Below are 23,452 nucleotides of genomic sequence, written 5' to 3' on the forward strand. Positions count from 1 at the left end.
CGTCCCCGGCAGGAGCAGGACTCCGTGGGGGACGGCCACGATCTTCGCGCCGATCAGCCGAGGCGCTGCTTGAGCGTCTCCAGCTCGTCGCGCAGGCTGGAGGGCACCTTGTCGCCGATCTTGTCGAACCACTCCTCGATGAGCGGGATCTCCTGGCGCCACTCCTCGGCGCTCACGTCGAGCGAGGCCTGGATGTCCTCCGGCGGCTCGGTGAGGCCGTCGGTGTCGATGTCGTCGGCGGACGGCACGAAGCCGATGGGGGTCTCCCGCGCCGAGGCCTTGCCCTCGATGCGCTCGACGATCCACTTCAGCACCCGCGAGTTCTCGCCGAAGCCCGGCCACAGGAACCGCTTGTCGTCGCCCCGGCGGAACCAGTTGACGTAGTAGATCCGCGGCAGCTTGCTCGCCTCGGCGCCCTTGCCGACCTCGATCCAGTGCTTGAAGTAGTCACCGGCGTGATAGCCGAGGAACGGCAGCATCGCCATCGGGTCGCGGCGCACCTCGCCGACCTTGCCCGCCGCGGCGGCGGTCTTCTCCGACGACATCGTGGCGCCGAGGAAGACGCCGTGCTGCCAGTCGCGGGCCTCGTTCACCAGCGGCACCGTGGTGGCGCGGCGGCCGCCGAACAGGATCGCCGAGATCGGCACGCCCTTCGGGTCGTCCCACTCCGGCGCGAGGATCGGGCACTGCGACATCGGCGTGCAGTAGCGCGAGTTGGGGTGCGCGGCGGGCTCGCCCGCCTCGCCGTCGGCAGGCGTCCAGTCCTGCTTCTTCCAGGACGTCGCGTGCTCCGGCTGGTTCTCCATGCCTTCCCACCACACGTCGCCGTCGTCGGTCAGCGCGACGTTGGTGAACACCGAGTTGCCCTGCTCGATGGTCTGCATGGCGGTGGGGTTGGTCTTCCAGTTGGTGCCGGGGGCGACACCGAAGAAGCCGGCCTCCGGGTTGACGGCGTAGAGCCTGCCGTCCTCGCCGAAGCGCATCCACGCGATGTCGTCACCGAGCGTCTCGACCCGCCAACCGGGGATCGTCGGCTGGAGCATCGCCAGGTTGGTCTTGCCACAGGCGCTCGGGAACGCGGCCGCCACGTAGTAGGCCTTGTTCTCCGGCGAGATGAGCTTGAGCACCAGCATGTGCTCGGCCAGCCAGCCCTCGTCGCGGGCCATCACCGACGCGATGCGCAGCGAGTAGCACTTCTTGCCGAGCAGCGAGTTGCCGCCGTAGCCGGAGCCGTAGCTCCAGATCGTCCTGCTCTCGGGGAAGTGGCTGATGTACTTGGTGTCGTTGCAGGGCCAGGGGACGTCCTCCTGGCCGGGCTCGAGCGGGGCGCCGACCGAGTGCAGCGCGGGCACGAACTCGCGCTCGGTGCCGTCGGAGGTGACGAACTTGTCCAGCGCCGCCTTGCCCATGCGGGTCATGACCCGCATCGAGGCGACGACGTAGGCGAAGTCGGTGATCTCGATGCCGAGCTTGGGGTTGTCGTCGCCAAGCGGGCCCATGCAGAAGGGGATGACGTACATGGTGCGACCACGCATGCAGCCCCGGTAGAGCTCCGTCATGGTCGCCTTCATCTCGTCCGGGGCCATCCAGTTGTTGGTGGGCCCGGCGTCCTCCTCGCGCTCGGAGCAGATGAACGTCCGCTCCTCGACGCGCGCGACGTCGCTCGGATCGGAGGCCGCCCAGTAGGAGTTCGGCTTGGCCTTCAGCGGGACGAAGGTGCCCGCCTCGACGAGCTCGGCGTTGATGCGCTCCGCCTCCTCGTCGGAGCCGTCGACCCACACCACCCGGTCGGGGGTGGTCAGCTCGGCGACCTCCCTCACCCAAGACAGCACGCCGCTGTGCGTCGTTGGCGCCTTGTCCAGACCGGGGATGGCTACTGCAGTCATCTCTTCTCCTGTCTTCGACGACAAGAGCCCACACCGAACTGTGTCCGGATGCGGGCTCCGTTGCCGGCGACCGAAATGGCTTACGCCCACCGCCGAGCGGTGTGCTGATTTTGGGGATTCCCAGAGACTAGCGGCCAAACACCTGCGCAACCGAGGCCTGACCTGTCGGTTCTCTCACAAGAACGATCAGGGAATCGATTCAGTTGTCGCTGAATCGCGACAGGAGGAAAGACTTTCCTGCGACACGGAAAAGGCCCGGCGCACATGCGGCGCCGGGCCTGTTCCCGTTACGACTGCTTTGCCCGGTTCCCGGGCGGAGTGCCGCCTCAGTTCTGGCTGATCCACTGGCCGGTGGCCGAGTCGATCTTGGCGACACCCTCGACCGTGTCGTGCCCGCCGCCCCACAGGCTGTCGCTCCCGGCGGCCGCACCCGAGCTGCTGCCGGTCTCGGTCCACTCGCCGTCGCCGGTGTGCTCCAGGGTGACGGAGTTGCCCTCCGCGTCGATGAGCACCGCGACATCGGCCTCGCCGTCGCCGTCGGAGTCGGTGAACGCGATCGTCGTGTCGCCGTCCTCGACCACCGCGGTGTCGTTCACGCCGTCGTTGTCGGTGTCGACGGTCGCGGGGCCCACCTCGACGTCGCCGCTCGGCATGTCGGCCGTGATGGTGCCGCCCGCGCCGGTCTGGGTGTCGGTGCCGCCGCCGTCGCCTCCCGGCCTGCCCGGCTCCACGGACACCCAGTCGCCGCTGGCGTCGTCGTACTGGGCATGGGCGGTGGTCTGCCCCTGGGCGTCGAGCGCGATGTACTCGTCGGCGTCGCCGTCGCCGTCGTTGTCGACGAACGCCTGGGTCGAGCCGTCGGCGTGCTCGATGACCGCCGTGTCCTCGACGCCGTCCTCGTTGATGTCGAAGTTGACGTCGGCGGAGTAGTCCTCGCCTTCGACGGTGATGGTCATGTCCTCCGACGCGCCCGCCGGGTCAGTGGCGTCGGCGCCACCACTCTCGTCGACCCACACTGGGAACTCCCCCTCTGGTCAGGGCTTGGCAGTCTGTCTGTGCTGTCCGTGGATAGGACTCACGGTATTCCCGTTCGGTTCCCGGCACCAGTTCCGCTCCGCGGGACTCACCCGTCGCGCGGCCGGTCGCGCAACGCGCGGATCCGGCCGAGGAAGCTTTCGGCCTTGTCGCGGCCCTCGGCGACCTCCTTGAGGCGCCTGGTCACCACCGACAGCTTCCTGGACCGCTCCTGCGCGTCCATCTTGATGGTCTTGTCCAGCTCCTTCAGCTCCGCCTCGATCGCCTCGATGCGCCTGCTCAGCGCGTCGTCGAGGGCGAGGGCGAGCTGCTGCTCCGCCTCGATGAGCTGCTCGGCCACCAGCTGGTCCAGCGTCGAGCGCGCGTCCGCGATCGACTCGACCAGCCACTGCTTGGTGTGCTGCTTGTCGGCGGCGTGCCTGCGGGTGCGCGCCATCCACCAGCCTGCCCCGAGCCCGATCACGATCGTCGCGGGCAGCACCACCGGGTTGAACAGGGCGAACCCGGCCAGTGGCGCCGCGGCCAGCTTCGCCGCACCCGCGCCGCCGGAGACGCCCATGAACACGAGCAGCTTGTCCTCGGCCGTCGGCGGCCGCTTGTCCGGGGGCCGCAGCACGACCGGTGGCCCGCCCCCACGCGCGAACTGGGCCCGGATGATGTCCAGCTCCTCGGCGGAGAACAGTTCCGCGAGCGCCACCTCGGTGACGTGGTTGAGCCGCTGGGCCAGCAGCGCCGAGACGCGCTGCGAGATGGTCTGCAACGCGGCGTCCACCTGCTGCGGAAGGCCGGCCAGCTCCTCGCGGCTCGCGGCGTCGATGCGCTGCCGGAAGTAGGACTGCGCGTCGCGCATCTGCCTGCTGCCCTCGTGGCCCAGCTCCACGCGGGCGCGCTGCACCTCGCCGCGCAGCTTGAGCTGCCAGCCGCGCGTGGACGAGCGCCGCTCCGTGGTGAGCTGGTCGCGCCGCCGCCGCAGGTGCTCGGCCTCCGACTCGCCGGAGGTCAGCGCCCGCTGCTCGGCGCTGAGCTTCGCGTGCTGCTCGGCGAGCGCGCTGGACAGCGCCCGCAGCGTGTTGGCCTCACCGAGCATCACCGAGCGGCCCACCAGCAGCTCCTGGATGACACCCTGCAGCTCGGCGACCCCGGACTTCTCGCGGAGCATGGCGGCGGCCTGCTCGTTCGGCGCCTTGCCCGCCAGCTCGAACATGCGCGCGGACACGGGGTGGAACGGCGCGTCGGCGAACCGCGGTGCGTGCTCGGCGAGCAGTTCGCGGTCGGCGGCCAGCACCTCCCGCCAGCCGCGGAACTGGTCGGTCTTGGACAGCGCGAACAGCACCGTCTCGACGCGGTCGGCCATGGTGCTGAGGAACTGCAGCTCGGTGGAGGTGAACGGTGCCGACGCGTCGACGACGAACAGCAGCGCGGTGGCGCTGGCTGCCGCCTCCATCGCCAGCTCGCCGTGCATGGAGTCGAGCCCGCCGACTCCGGGCGTGTCCACCACGGTGACGCGCTCCAGCAGCGGGACCGGCCCGGACACCTCGACGTTGCGGGGCGGCAGCTGGCCCTCCGGCAGCTCGTGCGTGGTCGAGACCCAGCGCGCCAGCTCCTCCATCGGAAATCCGACGGGGGCGAGCTGACCCGGATAGCAGGCTTGGGCCAGCCACTCGTTGGCGTAGTCGAACACCAGGTAGGTGGCCGTGGCCACCTCGGCGTCGACGGGGGAGAGGCCGGGGGTCGCCAGCAGGGCGTTGACGAGCGAGCTCTTGCCCCGGTTGGTCTCGCCGACGACCACGACCGACGGCTTCTTCGCCCGCGCCCTGCGCTGCTCCTCGACCCATTTCGCGGCCTGCGGGTCGAGTTCGCGCAGCAGCACCAGCAGCGCCTCGCGCGCCTGTTTGACCTGGGCGGGCAGGGCAGGCTTGCCGAGCGAGGGTGCCGTGGTCACACGCGGACTCTAGCGCGGCCGCCGGGCCGTCAGCGTCTGGTGTACACCGTGACGACCGGTGCGCGCAGCAGCCGGTCGTGGTCGAGGAAGCCGACGACCTCGGTCTCGGCGACCGTGCCCTCGAGGCCCGCGTCCTCGGTGGGCACGGCACCGCCCGCCTCGTGCAGGGCCGGGTCGAAGCGCTGGCCGTCGGGGCGCAGGGCGTGGACGCCGATCCCGGCGAGTCCCTGCTCGATCCGTTCGGCGACCCCGCCGCTGCGCGCGCGGTCCATCGCGTACAGGCACAGCTGGATGAGCGCGTGCCGGTCCGCGAGCGCCTGGTCGTGGCCGATGGTGGCGGCTACTACGGGTTCCACGCCCGGCTTCGACGCGCCGTCCGCCGGTGCGGTTCCCTGCGACCCGACGGGGATCTGCCCGGTCGGCGGCTCGGGGTCGTCCGTGGTGTCCGCCGTGCCCCTGCCCTTGCGGAACCATCCGCTCATCGTCGGCCTCCAGCGGGCTCTCGCAGCTGCTGCCAGATCAGGAAGTACGCCCTGTGCACCACGTGGGCCACCCGGCTCTGCGCCGGGGTCGCCCCGAACGAGGCGAACGAACGCCACCAGCCCGCGCGCTCCAGCGCGTAGGTGGCGAGGTCGGCCCGGGATCCGCCGGGCTTGCCGAGCTGCGCCGCCAGGTCGGCGTTGCTGCCGACCCGCAGCACCTCCTCCGCCAGGTCCTCGGGCATCTCCACCGCGCCGGACGCGACGAGGGTCAGCGCCTCCAGCAGGCGCAGCTGGTGGGCCTCGGGCTTGGCGAGCAGCACCTCGATGGCGTCGTGGACCCGCTGCCGCTCGGCCTGGTCCCCGGAGGCGTGGGCGAGCGCGGTGATCGACGCCAGCGCCGCGGCGGCCTTGATGCCGTCGGCCCGCGCGGCGAACACCGTGTTCAGCCGCGCGCGCACCGCGGCGAGCCCGGAGACGTCGAGCAGCCGTCGCCGCAGCGCGCCCGCCGTGATGTCCGGCTCGGCGCGGATGGCGTCCACCGCGCTGCGGATGCCGAACAGGTCCAGCTTCTCCAGCAGGCGCACCCGCACTCCGGCTGGCACGTCGCACTCCCAGCTGGTGAACATGTCGGCCGAGATGAGCATCATCTCGAGCACCTCGTCGTCGAGTGCGGCCACGCGCCCAAGTGCCTCGGCGTCGGCGGAGGTGAACTGGCCGGACTCGGCCGACTCCGCGACGAGCCCGATCACCGGCAGCACGTCGGCCACCCGGGGCTTGAGCAGCGCGGCCTGCCGCTGGGCGAGCATCGTGGCGGCGCGCCAGACGTCGCCATCGGAGCCGTCCACCGACTCGGGCGCGATCGTGTCGGCCTTGTTCAGCACGGCGATGGCGTTGACGGGCCCGGCCTCGCGACTGGCGGTGGCGGCGGTGAACGCGGCCAGCGCCTGCTGGTCGTCGGCGCGGATGCCCTGGGTGACGACGTAGAGAACGGCCTCGGCGCCGGCGACGGCGCTGCGGGAGACCTCGTCCAGCTCATCGGAGGGTTCGCCGTCGTCGCTCTCGCCATCGCCCCGCGAGGCACCGAGCAGCTGCTCGGTCCGCGACACCGACGCCGCGTCGAGCGAGCCGAGCCCCGGCGTGTCGATCACGGTCATGTCCTGCAGCACGGCGTTGGTGAGGTAGGCCTCGATGTGGGAGACGTCGTCGACGTCCACACCCAGCTCGGCGGGGATCATCCCGTCCGGCGCGAACGGCAGCACCTGCTTGCGGCCGTCGGTGAAGACGACCTCGATGCGGTCGACCGTGCCGTAGGAGAACCGCGTGACCAGGCGCGTGCACTCGCCGATGTCCGTGGGCGCGACCCGACGCCCGATGAGCGCGTTGACCAGGGTGGACTTGCCCGACTTGATCCGTCCCGCCACGGCGACCTGCAGCGGCGCGCCGAGGCGGCGCAGCACCTCGCCGAAGCCGGCCGCCGTGCGCGGCGAGACCTGCGGCTGGAGCCTGCGGCACAGGTTCGCCACCGAGGTCGAGAGCGGCCCGGCCAGCCGTCCCTTTTCGGTCGCCGTCATCGTCCCCCCTGCGGTCACGGCGGGAATCCTGCCACGTCCGTCATCCTGAACGCGTAACCGTTGGTGGTACCGCAGGCTGACGCGGGTTCGCCAGTCCCCGTCCTAGTGTCGGGGGGTGCGGCGGTTCAGTCTGTGGATGCGGGCGCACCCGATGGTCGGCGACAGCCTCATCGCGGTGCATCTGCTGCTCATCGACGTCGCGATCCTGCTGTTCACGCGGTTCGAGGAGGCTCCGGACTTCGCGCCCTGGTACGTCGCGCTGCCGGTCGACGTCCTGACCGTGCTGCCCCTGGTCGTGCGCCGCAGGTACCCGCTGGTCTCCGCCTACGGTGTCCTCGTGCTGGGCGCGGCACACGCGGCGCTGCAGCTGGGGCTGGCCAGCGGGATCGCGAGCGCCGTCAGCGTCTACAGCGTGGTCATCTACGCCGGGCGCGCGCACGGGGTGCTCTACCTCGTGCTCATGGTGGTGGCCAGCGCCACGCAGATCCTGCTGCAGTACGACGACGGCCGGGTCATCAACGCGGTCGTGGTGGCTCTCGTGCTGGCGCTGTGCTGGATGCTGGGCGAGTTCGTCGGCGCGCGCAGGGCCTACCACGCGGAGGTGGAGGCGCGGCTGCACCTGCTGGAGACCGAGCGCGACCAGGCGACGCGTATCGCCGTCGCGGAGGAGCGCGGCCGCATCGCCAGGGAGCTGCACGACGTCGTGGCGCACGCGGTGAGTGTGATCGTGGTGCACGCCGACGGCGCCTCCTACGCCATCCGCACCGATCCCGGCCTGGCCGAACGGGCGGTGCGCACGATCTCCGACACCGGAAGGGGCGCGCTGGCCGAGCTGCGGAGGCTGCTCGACGTGCTGCGCGGCGAGGGCGGCGGCAGCGAGCCGCGGGTGCCGCAGCCGACGGCGGCCGACCTCGCCGAGGTCGCCGACGCGATGCGCGCCGCGGGGCTGCCCGTACTGCTGGACGTGGACGGCGACCTCGGCGAGCTGCCCGCGGGTGTCTCGCTCGGCGTGTACCGGATCGTGCAGGAGTCGCTGACGAACACGCTCAAGCACGCGGGGCCGGGCGCGCGGGCGGAGGTGTGTGTGCGGCGCGGCGACGACGAGGTCACCGTGACGGTCACCGACGACGGCGCGGGCCGGGCGCGGCAGGTGGCGGGCACGCGTGCGCCCGAGCCCGGCGGCAACGGCCTGATCGGCATGCGCGAGCGCGCCCACGTCTACGGCGGCACGCTCGACGCGGGCCCGAGCCCGGGCGGTGGCTGGCACGTGCGGGCCCGCCTGCCCGTTAGGTTGGAGCCATGATCCGCGTCGTGGTGGTCGACGACCAGGAGCTCATGCGCGTCGGCTTCCGGATGGTGCTCGGCGCACAGGACGACATCGAGATCGCGGGCGAGGCGGGCGACGGCGCGGAGGCGGTGCGGCTGGCCGAGCAGCTGCGTCCCGACGTGGTGCTGATGGACGTGCGGATGCCGGTGCTCGACGGCGTGGAGGCCACCAAGCGCATCGTCGAGGCGGGCACGGCCAGGGTGCTGGTGATGACCACCTTCGACCTGGACGAGTACGTGTACTCGGCGCTGCAGGGCGGCGCGAGCGGTTTCCTGCTCAAGGACACCCCGCCCGATCACCTGGTGTCGGCCCTGCGCTCGGTGGCGACGGGCGACGCGGTCGTCTCGCCCGCGGTGACCCGGCGGCTGCTCGACCGCTTCCTCGGTGGCGGCCAGGCGCCGCCGAGGGACGCCTCGGTGCTCGACGTGCTGACCGAGCGCGAGCGGGAGGTGCTGGCACTCGTCGCCAAGGGCCTTTCCAACACCGAGATCGCGGAGCGGCTGTTCCTGTCCGAGGCGACCGTGAAGACGCACGTCGGGCGGATACTGGCGAAGCTGGATCTGCGCGATCGCGTGCAGGCGGTGGTGCTGGCCTACGAGACCGGCCTCGCCAGGCCGGGCGCCGGTTAGATTCTCAGCGGTAGGCCGCGACGTCGACCGTCTCCGGATCGGCGCCGGCCAGGTACACCTCGCGGAGGTAGCGGCCGAAGTCGGGCCTGCTGCCGTCGACGTCGGTGACGCCGTAGGTGTGCATGAGCGTCCACGACGCCAGCGTCCGCCCGGCGAAGCGGCGCACCTCCGGGTCGGCCGCCAGCGCCACGACACCCCTGGCCAGGTAGTACGGCGTCTCCGAGACGGCGAACTCCGGGCGTTCCCCGGTCACGGCATCGCGCCAGTTCTCCTCGGTGACGCCGAACAACTCGAGCATCGCCTCCGAACGGAGGAACCCCGGCGTGACGGCGAGGCCTGTGCAGCCGTGTGCGGCGAGCTCGGCGCCGAGCGCCCTGCCGAGCGCCCGAACGGTGGACTTGACCACGTAGTACGGGATGCCCGCGCCCAGGTAGTCGTCGGTGTCGCCGTCGGTCACCTCGATCACCAGGCCGCCCTCGCGCCGCGTGAGCAACGGCAGCAGCCGGTGGAGGGCGATGAGGTGGCTGTCGACGCCGTTGCGCACCACGCCAAGGGCCTTGTCCAGATCGGACTGCCAGTAGGCCTTGCCGAACTCCACGAACGGGTCGCCGCCCCACACGTCGTCGACGAGGATGTCCAGCCTGCCGTCCACCTCGGACTCGATGCGCGAACGCAGCGCGTCGACGTCGGCGACCGACGTGAAGTCGCAGCGGACCGCGATCCCGCGCCCGCCCGCGGCGGCGACCAGCTCGGCGCTCTCCTCGATGGTCTCCCCCCGGCGCATCGGCGAGGCGTTGTCGCGGGTGGTGCGGCCGGTGACGAACACGGTGGCGCCCGCCCTGCCCAGCTCCACCGCGATGGCACGCCCGCAGCCGCGGGTCGATCCCGTGACGACCGCGACCCTTCCCTGCAGTTTCCGTTCGGTCGTGGTCATGTCCACCAGCCTTCCGTGATCGCGTCGATGTCCTCGCGCAGCCTCGTCACCAGCTCCCCCCTCGGCCGCACCGACCAGTCGATGGCGGTGCCGTTCGCCGCCGCCAGCAGCAGCCGCGCGGCCACCTCCGGTTCCGGCCCCCGCCAGCGCCGCCCCGCCGTGCGCCGGAGGAATCCGGCCAGCACGGCCTCGAGAGCGGCGTAGTACTCACCGAGAAGGTCACGCAGCGCCGGGTCGCTGATGTCGGCACCGAGCTGGCCGAGGTGGTTCGCCGCGACCGCGGGGTCGGCGAGCGGGGCGTAGCGATCGGCGAGGCCGTCGCGCACGGCGAGCCTCGGATCGCGGGCGGAGTCCAGCGCGGCGCTCAGGCCCGCGGCCGCCTCCCGCGCCGCGGCCCTGCTCAGCGCCCGCAGCAGCCCGTGCTTGGAGCCGAACCGGCGGGACACGCTGCCGACAGCCACCCCGGCCTCGGCGGCGACCTGCGCCAGTGTGAATCCCGGCCCCTCGCGGGCGATGGTCGTCCCCGCCGCGGCGAGCAGCCGCTCGTCGGTGATGGTCCTCGGCCGTGCCATGACGATTATTGAATCACGATTCACTAACCCTCGGCAAGGAGTTCAGGGTTCAGTCAGGGTCATCACGGATCGCCGGAGGCACGCGGATCCGCCACGCTATGACCACAGGCGGATCGGAATCTCGGTCTCCAGGATGACGCGGGCGGACAACGAAGCCGGACATGATGGCGTCATCGTGGATGGACCGTCATGGGGAACGCCACGCACCCGAGCAAGCGTCACGGCGGCTGGAGCAGCCGCACCAGGAGGGAAAGATGATCGAGGCACAGGGCCTCACCAAGCGGTACGGCAAGACGCTCGCGGTCGACGACCTCACGTTCAGCGTCACGCCCGGCCGCGTCACCGGCTTCCTCGGCCCCAACGGCGCGGGCAAGTCCACCACCATGCGCATGATCCTCGGACTGGACAACCCCACGAGCGGGCAGGTCCGGATCGGCGGCAAGCGCTACAGCGAGCTGCACCATCCACTGCGGACCGTCGGCGCACTGCTCGACGCCAAGTGGGTGCACCCCAACCGCTCGGCACGCGCGCACCTGACCTGGATGGCCAGGTCCAACAAGCTCCCGCTGCGCCGCGTCGACGAGGTGCTCGACCTCGTGGGGCTGAGCAGCGTCGCGGGCAAGCGGGCAGGCGGCTTCTCGCTCGGCATGTCGCAGCGGCTGGGCATCGCGGGCGCGCTGCTCGGTGACCCGGAGGTGCTGCTGTTCGACGAGCCGGTGAACGGCCTGGACCCGGAGGGCATTCTCTGGATCCGCAAGTTCATGCACCGGCTGGCCGACGAGGGCCGCACCGTGTTCGTCTCCAGCCACCTGCTCTCGGAGATGGCGCTGACCGCCAGCGAGCTCGTGGTGATCGGCAAGGGCAAGCTCATCTCGCAGAGCAGCACCGAGGAGTTCGTCGCCCGCGCCACCGACAGCACGGTCAAGGTGCGCAGCCCGCAGCTCGAGGCCCTGCGCGAGGCACTGGAACGCGCGAGCGCGCAGGTGGAACCCGCCGAGGACGGGCTGGTGGTGTCCGGAATGGACAGCGCCAAGATCGGCGAGATCGCGATGCAGCAGGGCGCCGTCCTGCACGAGCTGAGCCCCCAGCGCGGCTCGCTGGAGCAGGCGTTCATGCAGATCACCGGCGACTCCGTCGAGTACCACGCCGACCTGGAGGCCGAGGCACGGGACGTGCTCGCGCCCACCGCCCCCTGAGAACGACCTCTCCTCTCGAGCCGCAAGGACGAAAAGAATGACTCTGCTCGCAGTCGAACGCATCAAGCTGCTCACCACGCGCTCGCCGTGGTGGTGCGCGCTGGTCGCCCTGGTGGTGACCGCGGGATTCACGGCACTCGTCGTCGGCAACGCCGACGAAGAGTTCCCGGCCACCGTCGCCTCCACCCAGTTCGGGTACAGCTTCGGCCTCGCGGTGATCATGGTGCTCGCCGCGCTCGCGGTGACCACCGAGTACCGCTTCGGCACCATCCGGACGACGTTCCAGGCCGTGCCCAACCGGGCGGCCGCGCTGCTGGCCAAGACCACGGTCATCGCCGTGCTCTCGCTGATCATCGGTGAGATCACCGCGTTCGTGTGCTGGGGCATCTCGCTGCTGCTGCAGCCGGGGGCCGACCTCGCGCTGAACAGCACGGCCGACTGGATCAACGTCGCCGGGGTCGGCGTCGTGTACGCGGTGGCGTCGGTGATCGCGGTCGCCGTCGGCATCCTGGTCCGGCACAGCGCGGGCGCCATCTCGCTGCTGCTGATCTACAACCTCGCCGTGGAAAGCCTGATCCAGCTCATCCCGAGCATCGGTGACGACATCTACAAGTGGCTGCCGTTCAATGTGGCGAACAAGTTCCTCACCGGGGCGGGCGAGTCGAACGCCGGCCGCATGGCCGAGGCGGGGGCGCCGCTGTCCAGCTCGCCGCTGAGCCCCGGCTGGGCGCTGGCCTACTTCGCCGCGTTCGCCGCGGTGCTGCTGACGATCGCCATCACCACCGCCAAGCGGCGGGACGCCTGACCACCACAGGGAAGAAAAGCCGGCCGGGGGCATCGGGGAACGCACAGGCCGGTACGGGGGATGCAGGCCCGGGTCGCAATCGGGGGCGGCCCGGGCCTGTGTCATGTGTGCTGCACGGTCCGCGTGGTGGTGGGACCATCGACGGTGTGATCGAGGCAACAGGGCTCACCAAGCGCTACGGGCCGACGCTGGCCGTCGACGACCTCTCCTTCTCCGTGAGCGCGGGCCGCGTCACCGGATTCCTCGGCCCCAACGGCGCGGGCAAGTCCACCACGATGCGGATGATGCTGGGGCTGGACCGGCCGACAGCGGGCGACGTCCGCATCGGCAACAGGCACTACGACGAGCTGGACCATCCACTGCGGACGGTCGGTGCGCTGCTGGAGGCGGGCTGGGTGCATCCCAACCGCTCGGCGCGCAACCACCTGCGCTGGATCGCCCGCTCCAACGACATCCCGGACCGCAGGGTCGACGAGGTGCTCGGCCTCGTCGGGCTCACCTCCGTCGCGGGCAAGCGCGCGGGGGGCTACTCCCTGGGCATGCAGCAGCGGCTCGGCATCGCGGGCGCGTTGCTCGGCGACCCGGAGGTGCTGCTGTTCGACGAGCCGGTGAACGGTCTCGACCCGGAGGGCATCCACTGGATCCGGGAGCTGATGCACACCCTCGCGGGCGAGGGCCGCACCGTGTTCGTCTCCAGCCACCTGCTCTCGGAGATGGCGCAGACCGCGCAGGACCTCGTGGTCATCGGCCGCGGCAAGCTGATCTACCAGGGCACCACCGACGACTTCGTCGCGAGCGCCACCGCGCGGACGGTGCGGGTGCGCAGCCCCCAGCTGCCCGAGCTGAAGCAGGCGCTGACGCGGCGCGAGGTGTCCTTCGACGAGTCCGACGGCGCGCTCACCGTGTCCGGAATGGACAGCGACGCCGTCGGCGAGCTGGCGTTCGCCGCCGGCGTCACCCTGCACGAGCTCGCCCCCCAACGCGGGTCGCTGGAACAGGCGTTCATGCAGCTCACCGGGGAGGCCGTCGAGTTCCACACCGGGGAACCAACGCCGGATTAAGAACGCGTTAACTGTCTGTGAGGCCGCCCACTGGGGCGCCCACGGCGCACGGGCGCGGGGGATAGTGGATACCACCCGTCATGGACTCTACGGAGGTGACCCTTGACGGTGACAGACCTTCCCGAGGTCCCGCGACTCGAGCCGATGGTCGAGCTGGAGTGGTCGCGGGCGATCGAGCTTCCCCTGGACGCCCGGGCCGCCACGAGCCCGGCCGAGCTGCGCACCGCCTGGGTCCACCGGGCCGCCGAGGACAGGGTTCTCGCGCTCTACCGGGCCGCACGCTCCCACGACGAGGTGGTGCCGTCCCCCTGGTGGCTGCGTGCGGTCGCCGCCGGCCTGCTGCCGAGCAGGGAGGACGGGTTCCGCGTCGAGGACCGCATTGACGCCCTGCTGTGCAGGCGCCCGGGCTGGGAGTTCGTGCCCTGGGCTGCCGACGGCGAGTCGGGCTACTGGGAGTTCATGCCCTCCGAGGGCGGGCGCACCGGCCATCGCATCCCCACGACCATCGTCACCACGGACCGGCATCCCGGCTGGATCGACGTGCTGCCCGCGCACAGCGGGCCGACGCCGGAGCCGATCGCCGTGCCCGGGCTGGCGGGGCTGCGCGCCAGGCTCGGCGAGTTCGAGGCGGTGCGCTGAGCCACCCACCCGCGCGGCTATCGTGCCGTCCGTGGACAGCGAGCAGGAGCCACGGCTGCGCAGCGTCGTCAGCTACGTCAAGCGCGGCGGCCGGATGACCGTGGGCCAGGAGCGGGCGTGGGAACGGCTGTGGCCCCAACTCGGCAGGAGCGTGGCCGACCTCGGCGCGGGCCCGATCGACTTCGACGCCTGGTTCGGCAGGCCCGCGCCGGTGATCCTGGAGATCGGTTCCGGCATGGGAGAGACCACGTCGCAGCTCGCGGCGTCGGCGCCCGAGGTCAACTATGTGGCGGTCGAGGTGTACGAGGCCGGGCTCGGCCAGCTCATGCTGCGCGCCGAGAAGCTCGGGGTGGACAACCTGCGGCTGCTGCACGGCGACGCCGTGGTGCTGCTGAGCGAGCACATCGCTCCCGGGTCGCTGGCCGGGGTGCGCATCTTCTTTCCCGACCCGTGGCCGAAGAAGCGCCACCACAAGCGCAGGCTCGTGCAGCCGGACTTCGTCGGCCTGGTCGCGTCGCGGCTCGCCTCGGGCGGCACGCTGCATCTGGCCACCGACTGGGAGAACTACGCCGAGCAGATGTTGGCCGTCTGCACCGGGGAACCCGCCCTGCGCAATCGCTTCGACGGCTGGGCGCCGAGGCCGCAGTGGCGGCCGGTGACCAAGTTCGAGCAGCGGGCCGAACAGGAGGGCAGGGTCAGCCACGACCTGATCTTCGAGAAGGTCGCCGCGCCGTGACCGACGTTCCCGCCGTGCGCACCGCCTACCTCGTCAAACGCCTCGAGCTGGCCGTGCGGGCACACCTGGACGCCGTGGTGCGCCCGCACGGGCTGACCACCGCCCAGTACACGGCGCTGACCGCGCTGCGCGTGGCACCCGAGCAGTCGTCGGCGCAGCTGGCGCGCCGCTCGTTCGTCAGCGCGCAGACGATGCAGGAGCTGGTCGCCGGCCTGGAACGCCGGGGCCTGGTGACCCGCAGCCCCGCTCCGGCCAACCGCCGCGTGCTGCGGGTACGGCTGACCGAGCGGGGCGAGGACGTCCTTGCCGAGCTGGACCGGGGGATGGACGAGCTGGAGCGGGAGATGCTCGCCGACCTGGACGCCGCGCAGGTACAGGCCCTGCGCGACGCCCTGCGGCTGTGCACCCGCAGGCTCACCGCGGCGCGCTCCGGCGAGCGGTGAGGCTGGGGCTCACTCGTCGGCGAGGGGTTCGGCCCGGACCCGGTTGAGCGCGGGGCGGCACACCGACGCGGCCAGCAGCGCCACCCCGACGCCCAGCACCACGGGAGCCAGGATCCACGGGCTGAGCACCACCGAACCGTCGTCGACGAGGCTGAACAGGCCCATGCCGACGAGCACACCGACGGCACCCGCGCCCACCGTCGCGACCATGGCCGGCATGGCCGCCTCGGTGCGCAGGGCCCTGGCCAGCACACGCACCGGCGTGCCCGCGGCGAGCAGTGCCCCGAAGGTGCGCCGCCGGTCCATCACCGAGCCCGCCGTGGCGATCGCGGCGCTGCACCCGCTGAGCGCCCCGGCGGCGATGAGGCCGATGACGGTCACCCGCCGCAGGTCCTCCAGTTGCGTCTGCTGGTCCGCCAGCCGCATCTCCCTGCTCTCGACCTGCACACCGCCCGCGGCACCGGCCAGCGCCGTGCGCACGACCTCCCGGTTGGCCTCGGTGGCGGCCACGGCGACGGTGACCGCCTGCGGCTCGAACCCGGACGGCAGCACCGCGGGGTCGATGACCGGCACGGACGAGACGTCGGCGTCGGTGGCCCTGATCGGCCGCACCGGCGTGTCCGCGGCCAGCGCGGGCCCCGGCTCGTTCCAGATCGCGCTGACGTGGACACCGTTGAGGTTCATCGGGTACTCGGCGTAGACGCCGGGCTGCCCGGCGCACGCGCCGTCCATGTCCAGCCGCAGCAACGTGCCCGCCGAGGCGCAGTCCAGAACCATGGCGCTCTCCCCCGAGTCCGGTCCCCTGGACAGGTAGACCTCGCCCACCTGCGCGGTGCGTTCCCGCTGGCCGTAGCGGGCGAGGTCGGCGTCGGCCCGTTCCGCGATCTGCCGTGCCTCGGCCGCGTCGAGCCCCGGCACGTACAGCACCGAGTCGCGGTACGGCGAGCTCGAGCCCGCCATCGACTCGAACGTCGGCAGCAGCGTCAACGCCATCGACCCGGTGAACACGGCCAGCACCACACCGGCCGAGGCCCGGTAGGCGCCGCGCGGGTCGTCCCGCAGCCGCCTGCCCGCCAGCAGCATCGCGGGCCTGCGCCAGATCCGGACGAAGATGCCGCCCACTGCGGAGGTGACCCACGGCCCGACCAGCGCGGCGGACGCCACGATCAGCAGCAGCCCACCGAGCACGGTCATCATCGTCGGCTCGTCGGCGGTCACGGCGAGGGTGAACGCGAGCCCGGCCAGCGGCAGTGCCAGCAACCGCCACCAGTGCAGCGGCTTGCGCGCGTGGGAGCCCGCCGCCCCCAGCGGGGTGCTCACCACCCTGCGCAGGGCGAGCACCGCGGCGAGCAGCACCAGCACGGGCATGGCGACGGTGATCGGCAGCGAGACGGCGAGTGGCAGGGTGAAGTCACCCGGCTGCCAGGTGCCGCCGTTCCACGGCACGTGCGCGGCCAGCGAGTGCAGCACGGGGCTGACCGCGAACCCGATCGCCGCGCCCCCCACCGCGGCGATCGCCGTCTCGGCGGCGACCATCTCGACCACCTGCCGCGGCGTGGCACCGGCCAGCCGCAGCGCGGCGAGCCTGCGTTCCCTGCGGGCCGCCGTCAGCCGGGCCGCCGAGGCGACCAGCACCAGGCTCGGCACGAGCAGCACCACCACACCGACCCCGGCGAGCAACTGCAGCAACGGGTCCTGCTCGGCGCCGCCGACCGCGAACCCGTCCTGGCGCAGCGCGCCCGGTGTGATCGTCTGCGGGGTGTGGCCGACGAGCGCCACCAGCTGGTCCGGGTACTGCAGGGCGTCCTCACCGAGCACGCCGACCACCTCGCCGAAACGGTCGCCCAGCTGCGATCCGGGCGTGCCGTCCACGAGCCGGGCCAGCTCCGGCGACAGCAACGTCTCGCCGGGTCCCGGCAGCCGGTCGATGCCGGGCGGCAGGTCGATCGCCCGCGGATCGGTGAGCGGGGCGACGTCCACCCGCTCGACCTTCGAGCCGTCGGCGTAGTCCTCGCTGGAGGTGAGCAGGAGCGTGGCAGGGCCGTCCTCCCCCGACGAGTAGGACGGCTCCTGCCACATGGACCGTTCGCCCCGCGCCTCGGTGGCGAACGGCAGGCCCACCAGCAGCAGCACCAGAGCGGTCGCCACCGCCACCCCCAGCCCGGTGAGGATCGCCGAGGTCCGCGTGCGCCCGTCCACTCTGAGCACGCGCAGCGCGAGCCGGACGCTGCTCATGCCGTTCCCCCCGCGGTGTCGATGCGGCCGTCGCGGATCGCCACGGTGCGCGGCACCGAGTCGGCGAGGTCGCGGTCGTGGGTCACGATCACCACGGCCGCTCCGTGCTCGCCCGCCGCGCCCAGCAGGGCGTCCATCGTGTCGCGGCCGGTTCGCGTGTCGAGCGCGCCGGTGGGCTCGTCGGCGAAGATGACGCTCGGCCGGTGGGCCAGCGCCCGCGCGATCGCCACGCGCTGGGCCTCGCCACCGGAGAGCTCGCCGGGCCGGTTGCGTTCCTTGCCGGAAAGGCCGAGCCTGCCGAGCCACTCGCGGGCCCGTCCCAGCGCCTCGCCCCTGGCCGCGCCCGCGAGCAGCATCGGCAGCGCGGCGTTCTCCTCGGCGCTCAGCTCCGCCACGAGCATGCCGGACTGGAACACGAAGCCGAACTCGGTGCGCCGCAGCTCGCTGCGCTTGGTCTCGCCGAGCTGGTCGATCCGGCGCCCGGCGAGCAGCACCTCGCCCGAGTCCGCCTTGAGGATGCCCGCCAGCACATGCAGCAGGGAGGTCTTGCCCGAGCCGGACGGGCCGACGATCGCCACCGCCTCACCCGGCTGGATGTCGATGTCGACCCCGGCCAGCGCGTACTGGGCGCCGTAGCGCTTCACCAGGTTCCGCCCGGCGAGCGCGGGCGCCGCGGCGGTCAGCTGCCCCGGTCGATCTGTCGTCTGTGGATGCATGATCCGTAGCCTCGCGCGCCGGCCGGGCCGGGCACTTCGGACAGACGGCCAGGACTGGACCACGCGGCCTCGGCCGAACGGCCGAGGCGGCACCGGCCTGACGGCCAAGGTGCGCGCGGGCGGGAATCCTCTACCGTCGCGTTGTGTCCCTACCCCCTGCTCGCGGGAAGCTCGCCGCCGCCTTCCAGTGGCTCGGCCTGCCCGGGATCGTGCTGCTCGCCGCGCTGCTCACCGACCTGGTGATCATCGTGCCGGCGAGCGTCGACCGCATCGGGCCCCTAGGCAGCGACCTGTGGCTGCTGCCCGGCATCGTCGCGATCTCCGCCTGCGCGGTGTGGGCCCGCAGCCAGCCGGTGACCGCGACCTGGGCGGGCTCGGCGGCGCTGGTGCTGTCCACCGCGCTGCTCCGCGCGACCGACGCGAACGCCTACACGGCGCTGCTGTCGGACATCTCGTTCGCCGAGACGGTCGCGGGCTTCGAGCTGGTGTACCTGTGCGTACGCGCCACGCGCGGTGGCATCGCGTTCGTCAGCGTCTTCGGGCTGGTGTCGGCGACGCTGCTGGCCGTCGTGGGCCGCGGGTGGTCGGCGTACTCCGGCGACGAGCTCATCCAGACGCTCGTCGGCGGGTTCGTGCTCCTGGCGCTCGCGGTGGGGGTGGGGGTGCAGCTGCGCAAGCCCGCCGAGTCGCAGCGGCACCACACGCTGCCGGAGCTGCTGCGCGGCCAGTGGCCACTGGTCGGCGGGCTGAGCCTGGCGCTGTTCCTGGAGATGTTCCAGGCGGCGGCATCCGGGCTCGACGGCGCGCTGGTGCTCGCGTGCTCGGCCGCGGCCGCCACCGTGACGGTGCTCGCCGTGCGCTACCCGACCCGGGCGGCACTGGGGCTCGCCGCGCTGATCCTGCTGTCGGCGCTGCTGATGTGGGTGGGCAACACCGACACCAGCTACAGCGCGTTCGGCGGCATCCCGCCCACGCAGGTGCTGTCGGGCATGGCCGTCGTCGTGACGCTGGTGCGTCACCAGTCTCCCCGCCGCGCGGGTGCCCACATCGGACTGTTGTCGGTCGCCGTCGCGATCGCCTCGCTCACCAACCGGCCCACCGAGAGCATCGAGGGCCTGCGCATGATGGTGCTGGCGGCGGTGCTGCTGCTGGGCATCTCGGTGGCGCTCGGCCTCTACCTCAAGGCCCGCGAGGCCGAACGGATCAAGACCGTCGAGGCGGCGGTCACGGACGCGCAGACCGCGGAGCGGATGGCGCTGGCCAGGGAGCTGCACGACGTCGTGGCCCACCACGTCACGGGCATCGTGGTGCAGGCGCAGGCGGCCAGGATGCTCGGCGAGCGCGATCCCCGGGTCGTGGTGGACGCGCTCGGGCAGATCGAGACGGCGGGCACCGAAGCCCTGGTGGCCATGCGCAGGCTCGTGCGCAGCATGCGCGGCGACGCCCCCGCGGGCAGCAGCGAGTTCAGCGAGCAGGCCACCACGGACCTCGCCGCGGACCTGCGGCGGCTCGTCGAGGCCAACAACCACGGCGTGCCCACCGAGATCGACCTGGACCTTCCGCCCGACCTGCCACAGGAGGTGGCCCGCTCGGCATTGCGGCTGGTGCAGGAGTCGCTCACCAACGTCGGCAAGCACGCCGAGGGAGCCACGCTCGCCACCGTGTCGGCGCGAGCCGAGGGCGGCGAACTGCACATCCGGGTGAGTGACAACGGCACCGCCCGGCCTGGCCCGCCCGCGGGCGGCGCGGGCGGATACGGTCTGATCGGCATGCGGGAGCGGGTGGAGCTGCTGCGTGGCAGGCTGTCCGCGGGCCCCGGCCCGGACGGTGGCTGGCTGGTCGAGGTGTGGATACCGCTGGACGGCGAGGATGGAGCGGCTGGGGAGTGATCCGGGTACTGATCGCCGACGACCAGGACATGGTGCGCATCGGCTTCCGCATGATCCTCGACGCGCAGGACGACATCGAGGTGGTGGCCGACGTCGCCGACGGCATCGAGGCCGTGCGCAAGGCGCGCGAGCTGCGCCCGGACGTGTGCCTGCTGGACATCCGGATGCCGGGCATGGACGGCCTCGAGGTCACCAAGCAGCTCGCCGGCCCGGACGTCGCCGACCCGCTGAAGGTGGTCGTGGTCACCACGTTCGACCTCGACGAGTACGTCAACACGGCGCTGCAGGGCGGTGCGTCCGGCTTCCTGCTCAAGGACGCGGGGCCGGGCCTGCTGATCGAGGCGGTGCGCGCGGCCGCCCGGGGCGACGCGCTGGTGTCGCCGCAGATCACGGTGCGCCTGCTGCGGCACTTCAGCGGCCAGCCGAAGGCGCGCACCGCACCCGAGCAGCCCGCGGAGCCGCTCACCGCCCGCGAGCTGGACGTGGTGAAGGCGACCGCGAGGGGACTCACCAACACCGAGATCGGCACCGAGCTGTACCTGTCGCTGTCGACCGTGAAGACCCACCTGGCGTCGGTGCAGAGCAAGATCGGGGCGCGCAACCGCGTGGAGATCGCCGCCTGGGCGTGGCGCAACGGCATCGTGGACGACGGCTGAACGCCCCTCAGCCGATCTGGCCTGCCAGGTCGCGCAGGTCCTTGCGCAGGTTGCGGCGCACCAGCGGTGCCATGACCGGCCCGGCGACGCGGTAGAACCCGCTCGCGTCACCGCGGACGCGGATGGTGGCCAGCGTGCCCTGTGGGTGCGCGGCGAAGGTGTAGGTCACGTGCATCGGGAACGGCCCGGCGACCGAGGTCATCTCCAGCATCGACGGCGGCTCGTGGGTGACCACCCGCAGCACGTAGTCGATCCTGCGGCCGAGGAAGTACGCGGTGCGGGTCACCTCGGCGCCGACACCGAACCCGCCGCCCGGCGCCTCGGTGGTGAGCTCGGCGTTCCTGATGCCCTGCGTCCATCGTGCGTCGTTGCGCCAGTCCATCGCGTAGGCCGCGACCCGCTCCGGTGCCACCGCGATGACCCGGCTCGCCTCGACGTCCATGTCCGGCTCCTCTCGTTCGGTGCCTGGTAATCGCCGGGGGCCACCCGGGCGCGACACTAGAATCTGCCAGCATGACCGTTCGCCTGCATGCTCCCGTCGTCCTGCCCGCCGATGCCCGCTGCTCCGTGATCCGGGACGGCGTGGTGGACATCGACGAGGCCGGGCGGATCAGCTACTGCGGCCCGGCCGCGCAGGCGCCGCCTGCCGAGTCGCCCGTGCGGGAGCTTCCGGGCATCCTGCTGCCGGGTCTGGTCAACACGCACGCGCACAGCCCGATGGTGCTGCTGCGGGGCATGGGTGGCGACCTGCCGCTGCTGCGCTGGCTGCGCGAGGTGATCTGGCCCGCCGAGGCGAAGCTGCGGCCCGGCGACGTGCGTGCCGGCATGCTGCTCGGCTCGGTGGAGATGCTGCGGCACGGCATCACCACGAGCGCCGAGATGTACTTCCACGCCGAGCAGGTCGCCGACGCGGTGCTCGCCACCGGCGCGAGGGTGGTGCTTGGCGGCCCGATCATCGACCTGCCTGGGCTGGACTGGCGGAGCATGATCACGGCCACCGAACGCTGGATCGACGCCGACGGGCTGCGCTTCGGGCCGGGGGACCGCGTCGAGCTGTCCTACGCGGCGCACTCGGCGTACATGCTGCCCGTGGAGGCGCTCGGGCTCATCGCGAAGTCGGCGGCGGCGCGCGGGGCGCTCGTGCAGATCCACGTCGCGGAGGCGGCGGACGAGGACGAGCGGCAGCGCGCGGAGCACGGCTCGGTGCCGCTGCTGCTGCGCCAGACGGGGCTGCTCGACGGCAGGCTGATCGCCGCGCACGCCGTTCATCTGTCCGATGAGGACATCGCGGTGCTCGCCGCGCACGGCGCGGGCGTCGCACACTGCCCGGGGTCCAACGGCAAGCTCGCGTCCGGCATCGCGAGGCTGGCCGATCTGCGCGCGGCGTCGGTGGCGGTCGGGCTGGGCACCGACGGCCCGGCCAGCAACGACGACCTGGACCTGTGGCAGGAGATCCAGCTGGCCACCATGCTCGCGCGGCTGTCCACTCAGGACTCCACCGTGCTCACGGCCGCGGACGCGCTGCTGCTGGCCACGCGCGGCGGCGCCGAGGCGCTCGGCCGCGACGACATCGGCGCGCTGGAGGCGGGCCGCTGGGCCGACGTGGTGCACATCGACCTCGACGACCCGGCGTTCGCCACCGGGCTCGACGTTCCCGACGACCAGCTGCTGGCGAACCTGGTGTGGGCGGCGGGCTCCCGCAGGGTGCGCGACGTGTGGGTGGCCGGTGAGCAGGTGGTGGGCGAGGGGGAGCCGCTGCGCGTCGACCGCGCCGCCGCGCAGGCCGAGGTGGCGACCGCCGCCGCCCGCCTCCGCGCCTGACACCCCCGCCACGTCTCCCCAATGCGGCATTGGTGGCGCTGAATCGGCGCAGCGGCGCGGAGCGCCTCCGTCTGGGTGGTGGTGGGAGACGGGCGGGCGCTACGAATGCCGCATTGGGGAAGTTGAACGCTACGAATGTGGCATTGGGGAGCTTGGGGGCGGCGGTCAGCGGTTGGGGCGGGGGCGGATGGTGACCTCGGTGAGGTGGGCATCCGGGCTCGCCGACACGGCGGCGTGCACGGCGGCGGCCACGGACTCGGGCCGCAGGTACTTCTCGGGCGTGTACTCGCCGCCCTCGCCGGCGACGACCGCCTGCTGCATCTCGGTGTCCGTGCGGCCCGGGTACACCGACGTGACGCGCACACCGTGCGGCTCCTCCTCCGCACGCAGCGCGTCGGCGAAGGCCCGCACGGCGAACTTGCTCGCCGCGTAGGGCCCCCAGCCCTCCCGCGCGGCGAGCCCCTGCCCGGAGTTGATCAGCACGACGTGGCCGTGCGCGGCCCGCAGCGCGGGCAGCAGGAGCCGGGTCAGCTCCGCCACCGCGACGACGTTGACCTCCAGGTTGTGCCGCCACGACTCCGCTGGTGAGTCCTCGACCCGCCCGAGCCGCGCCACGCCCGCCGAGTGCACGAGCACGTGCAGCTCGGCGCACTCGGCCGCCGCCGACGCGAGCGCGGCCGGGTCGGTGAGGTCCACCGGCCACGGCCGCGCGTCGGGCAGCTCCCGCGCGAGCCCGGCGAGCGCCTGCTCGTCCCGCCCGCCCAGCAGCAGCCGGTGCGTCGGGGCGAGCGCGCGGGCGGTGGCGGCGCCGATTCCGCGAGAGGCGCCGGTGACGAGTGCGAGAGGTTGGTCAGCCATGCCCCCACCGTAGGGGGCA

At 72.4% G+C, this 23,452-nt stretch carries 22 protein-coding genes; 11 read left to right on the forward strand and 11 right to left on the reverse strand.

Annotated features, from left to right (window positions below; all coding sequences use genetic code 11):
- Positions 1-53: 53 nt before the first annotated feature.
- From BAY60_RS05060 to BAY60_RS05080, 5 genes are all read right to left on the reverse strand, one after another.
- Positions 54-1,886, reverse strand: a complete 1,833-nt coding sequence (locus BAY60_RS05060) for a phosphoenolpyruvate carboxykinase (GTP) (protein ID WP_112279621.1) — start codon at positions 1,884-1,886, stop codon at positions 54-56.
- A gap of 326 nt (positions 1,887-2,212) precedes the next feature.
- Positions 2,213-2,902, reverse strand: a complete 690-nt coding sequence (locus BAY60_RS05065) for a DUF6802 family protein (protein ID WP_112279622.1) — start codon at positions 2,900-2,902, stop codon at positions 2,213-2,215.
- Positions 2,903-3,009: 107 nt separating this feature from the next.
- Positions 3,010-4,863, reverse strand: a complete 1,854-nt coding sequence (locus BAY60_RS05070) for a dynamin family protein (RefSeq protein ID WP_112279623.1) — start codon at positions 4,861-4,863, stop codon at positions 3,010-3,012.
- A 29-nt stretch (positions 4,864-4,892) separates the two neighbouring features.
- Positions 4,893-5,345, reverse strand: coding sequence for a nucleotide exchange factor GrpE (locus BAY60_RS05075; protein ID WP_112279624.1), 453 nt, complete (start codon positions 5,343-5,345; stop codon positions 4,893-4,895).
- Positions 5,342-6,916 carry a dynamin family protein gene (locus BAY60_RS05080; RefSeq protein WP_112279625.1) on the reverse strand — a complete coding sequence of 525 codons (1,575 nt, stop codon included), beginning with the start codon at positions 6,914-6,916 and terminating at the stop codon, positions 5,342-5,344. Before BAY60_RS05080 ends, BAY60_RS05075 begins: the two co-directional genes overlap by 4 nt.
- Before the next feature lie 136 nt (positions 6,917-7,052).
- On the opposite strand from BAY60_RS05080, the gene BAY60_RS05085 reads away from it, so the two are divergent.
- Positions 7,053-8,219: a sensor histidine kinase gene (locus BAY60_RS05085; RefSeq protein WP_425466461.1), complete on the forward strand. Its 1,167-nt coding sequence runs from the start codon at positions 7,053-7,055 to the stop codon at positions 8,217-8,219.
- Positions 8,216-8,872: a response regulator gene (locus BAY60_RS05090; protein ID WP_112279627.1), complete on the forward strand. Its 657-nt coding sequence runs from the start codon at positions 8,216-8,218 to the stop codon at positions 8,870-8,872. The genes BAY60_RS05085 and BAY60_RS05090 overlap by 4 nt, the downstream gene beginning before the upstream one ends.
- Positions 8,873-8,876: 4 nt before the next feature.
- Here BAY60_RS05090 and BAY60_RS05095 read toward each other — a convergent pair whose 3' ends face one another.
- A complete protein-coding gene (locus BAY60_RS05095) occupies positions 8,877-9,806 on the reverse strand; it encodes an SDR family oxidoreductase (RefSeq protein WP_112280727.1) in 930 nt (309 codons plus the stop codon).
- On the reverse strand, positions 9,803-10,378 hold the full coding sequence (locus tag BAY60_RS05100; RefSeq protein ID WP_112279628.1) for a TetR/AcrR family transcriptional regulator: 576 nt from the start codon (positions 10,376-10,378) through the stop codon (positions 9,803-9,805). Before BAY60_RS05100 ends, BAY60_RS05095 begins: the two co-directional genes overlap by 4 nt.
- Positions 10,379-10,632: 254 nt before the next feature.
- On the opposite strand from BAY60_RS05100, the gene BAY60_RS05105 reads away from it, so the two are divergent.
- The 6 genes from BAY60_RS05105 (at position 10,633) to BAY60_RS05130 (ending at position 15,258) form a co-directional block, all read left to right on the forward strand.
- Positions 10,633-11,574: an ABC transporter ATP-binding protein gene (locus BAY60_RS05105; protein ID WP_112279629.1), complete on the forward strand. Its 942-nt coding sequence runs from the start codon at positions 10,633-10,635 to the stop codon at positions 11,572-11,574.
- A gap of 37 nt (positions 11,575-11,611) precedes the next feature.
- Positions 11,612-12,379 carry an ABC transporter permease gene (locus tag BAY60_RS05110; protein WP_112279630.1) on the forward strand — a complete coding sequence of 256 codons (768 nt, stop codon included), beginning with the start codon at positions 11,612-11,614 and terminating at the stop codon, positions 12,377-12,379.
- Positions 12,380-12,525: 146 nt separating this feature from the next.
- Positions 12,526-13,440 (forward strand): ABC transporter ATP-binding protein, encoded by a 915-nt coding sequence (locus BAY60_RS05115; protein ID WP_112280728.1) that lies wholly within the window; start codon positions 12,526-12,528, stop codon positions 13,438-13,440.
- 144 nt (positions 13,441-13,584) lie between these two features.
- On the forward strand, positions 13,585-14,079 hold the full coding sequence (locus BAY60_RS05120; RefSeq protein WP_245992414.1) for a hypothetical protein: 495 nt from the start codon (positions 13,585-13,587) through the stop codon (positions 14,077-14,079).
- A 31-nt stretch (positions 14,080-14,110) separates the two neighbouring features.
- Entirely contained in the window at positions 14,111-14,815 is a 705-nt protein-coding gene (trmB, locus tag BAY60_RS05125; protein WP_112279632.1) for a tRNA (guanosine(46)-N7)-methyltransferase TrmB, read from the forward strand.
- Positions 14,812-15,258, forward strand: a complete 447-nt coding sequence (locus tag BAY60_RS05130; RefSeq protein WP_112279633.1) for a MarR family winged helix-turn-helix transcriptional regulator — start codon at positions 14,812-14,814, stop codon at positions 15,256-15,258. Before trmB ends, BAY60_RS05130 begins: the two co-directional genes overlap by 4 nt.
- A 9-nt stretch (positions 15,259-15,267) precedes the next feature.
- Here BAY60_RS05130 and BAY60_RS05135 read toward each other — a convergent pair whose 3' ends face one another.
- Together BAY60_RS05135 and BAY60_RS05140 are read right to left on the reverse strand one after the other, a co-directional pair.
- Entirely contained in the window at positions 15,268-17,493 is a 2,226-nt protein-coding gene (locus BAY60_RS05135; protein ID WP_112279634.1) for an FtsX-like permease family protein, read from the reverse strand.
- On the reverse strand, positions 17,490-18,209 hold the full coding sequence (locus tag BAY60_RS05140; RefSeq protein WP_112279635.1) for an ABC transporter ATP-binding protein: 720 nt from the start codon (positions 18,207-18,209) through the stop codon (positions 17,490-17,492). The genes BAY60_RS05135 and BAY60_RS05140 overlap by 4 nt, the downstream gene beginning before the upstream one ends.
- Before the next feature lie 143 nt (positions 18,210-18,352).
- Between BAY60_RS05140 and BAY60_RS05145 the strand changes: the two genes are divergently transcribed.
- Together BAY60_RS05145 and BAY60_RS05150 are read left to right on the forward strand one after the other, a co-directional pair.
- Entirely contained in the window at positions 18,353-20,098 is a 1,746-nt protein-coding gene (locus tag BAY60_RS05145; protein ID WP_112279636.1) for a sensor histidine kinase, read from the forward strand.
- Complete coding sequence (locus BAY60_RS05150; RefSeq protein WP_112279637.1) at positions 20,095-20,754, forward strand: response regulator; 660 nt, start codon at positions 20,095-20,097, stop codon at positions 20,752-20,754. The genes BAY60_RS05145 and BAY60_RS05150 overlap by 4 nt, the downstream gene beginning before the upstream one ends.
- A 7-nt stretch (positions 20,755-20,761) precedes the next feature.
- Here the strand turns inward: BAY60_RS05150 and BAY60_RS05155 are convergent, their stop codons facing one another.
- A complete protein-coding gene (locus BAY60_RS05155) occupies positions 20,762-21,196 on the reverse strand; it encodes an SRPBCC family protein (RefSeq protein ID WP_112279638.1) in 435 nt (144 codons plus the stop codon).
- Positions 21,197-21,267: 71 nt separating this feature from the next.
- Here BAY60_RS05155 and BAY60_RS05160 point away from each other — a divergent pair, with 71 nt between their 5' ends.
- Positions 21,268-22,575, forward strand: coding sequence for an amidohydrolase family protein (locus BAY60_RS05160; RefSeq protein WP_112279639.1), 1,308 nt, complete (start codon positions 21,268-21,270; stop codon positions 22,573-22,575).
- A 165-nt stretch (positions 22,576-22,740) separates the two neighbouring features.
- Here the strand turns inward: BAY60_RS05160 and BAY60_RS05165 are convergent, their stop codons facing one another.
- Entirely contained in the window at positions 22,741-23,433 is a 693-nt protein-coding gene (locus tag BAY60_RS05165; protein WP_112279640.1) for an SDR family oxidoreductase, read from the reverse strand.
- Between the last annotated feature and the right edge of the window lie 19 nt (positions 23,434-23,452).

It is taken from the genome of Prauserella muralis, from assembly GCF_003202285.1.
GTDB classification, from domain to species: Bacteria; Actinomycetota; Actinomycetes; order Mycobacteriales; family Pseudonocardiaceae; genus Prauserella_B; species Prauserella_B muralis.

Excerpts from the sequence above, each read along its gene's own strand:
- BAY60_RS05060 (WP_112279621.1), bottom strand. The coding sequence starts at position 1,886 with ATGACTGCAGTAGCCATCCCCGGTCTGGACAAGGCGCCAACGACGCAC.
- BAY60_RS05075 (WP_112279624.1), bottom strand. The coding sequence starts at position 5,345 with ATGAGCGGATGGTTCCGCAAGGGCAGGGGCACGGCGGACACCACGGAC.
- BAY60_RS05080 (WP_112279625.1), bottom strand. The coding sequence starts at position 6,916 with ATGACGGCGACCGAAAAGGGACGGCTGGCCGGGCCGCTCTCGACCTCG.
- BAY60_RS05085 (WP_425466461.1), top strand. The coding sequence starts at position 7,053 with ATGCGGGCGCACCCGATGGTCGGCGACAGCCTCATCGCGGTGCATCTG.
- BAY60_RS05090 (WP_112279627.1), top strand. The coding sequence starts at position 8,216 with ATGATCCGCGTCGTGGTGGTCGACGACCAGGAGCTCATGCGCGTCGGC.
- BAY60_RS05095 (WP_112280727.1), bottom strand. The coding sequence starts at position 9,806 with ATGACCACGACCGAACGGAAACTGCAGGGAAGGGTCGCGGTCGTCACG.
- BAY60_RS05100 (WP_112279628.1), bottom strand. The coding sequence starts at position 10,378 with ATGGCACGGCCGAGGACCATCACCGACGAGCGGCTGCTCGCCGCGGCG.
- BAY60_RS05105 (WP_112279629.1), top strand. The coding sequence starts at position 10,633 with ATGATCGAGGCACAGGGCCTCACCAAGCGGTACGGCAAGACGCTCGCG.
- BAY60_RS05110 (WP_112279630.1), top strand. The coding sequence starts at position 11,612 with ATGACTCTGCTCGCAGTCGAACGCATCAAGCTGCTCACCACGCGCTCG.
- BAY60_RS05120 (WP_245992414.1), top strand. The coding sequence starts at position 13,585 with ATGGTCGAGCTGGAGTGGTCGCGGGCGATCGAGCTTCCCCTGGACGCC.
- BAY60_RS05135 (WP_112279634.1), bottom strand. The coding sequence starts at position 17,493 with ATGAGCAGCGTCCGGCTCGCGCTGCGCGTGCTCAGAGTGGACGGGCGC.
- BAY60_RS05140 (WP_112279635.1), bottom strand. The coding sequence starts at position 18,209 with ATGCATCCACAGACGACAGATCGACCGGGGCAGCTGACCGCCGCGGCG.
- BAY60_RS05155 (WP_112279638.1), bottom strand. The coding sequence starts at position 21,196 with ATGGACGTCGAGGCGAGCCGGGTCATCGCGGTGGCACCGGAGCGGGTC.
- BAY60_RS05160 (WP_112279639.1), top strand. The coding sequence starts at position 21,268 with ATGACCGTTCGCCTGCATGCTCCCGTCGTCCTGCCCGCCGATGCCCGC.
- BAY60_RS05165 (WP_112279640.1), bottom strand. The coding sequence starts at position 23,433 with ATGGCTGACCAACCTCTCGCACTCGTCACCGGCGCCTCTCGCGGAATC.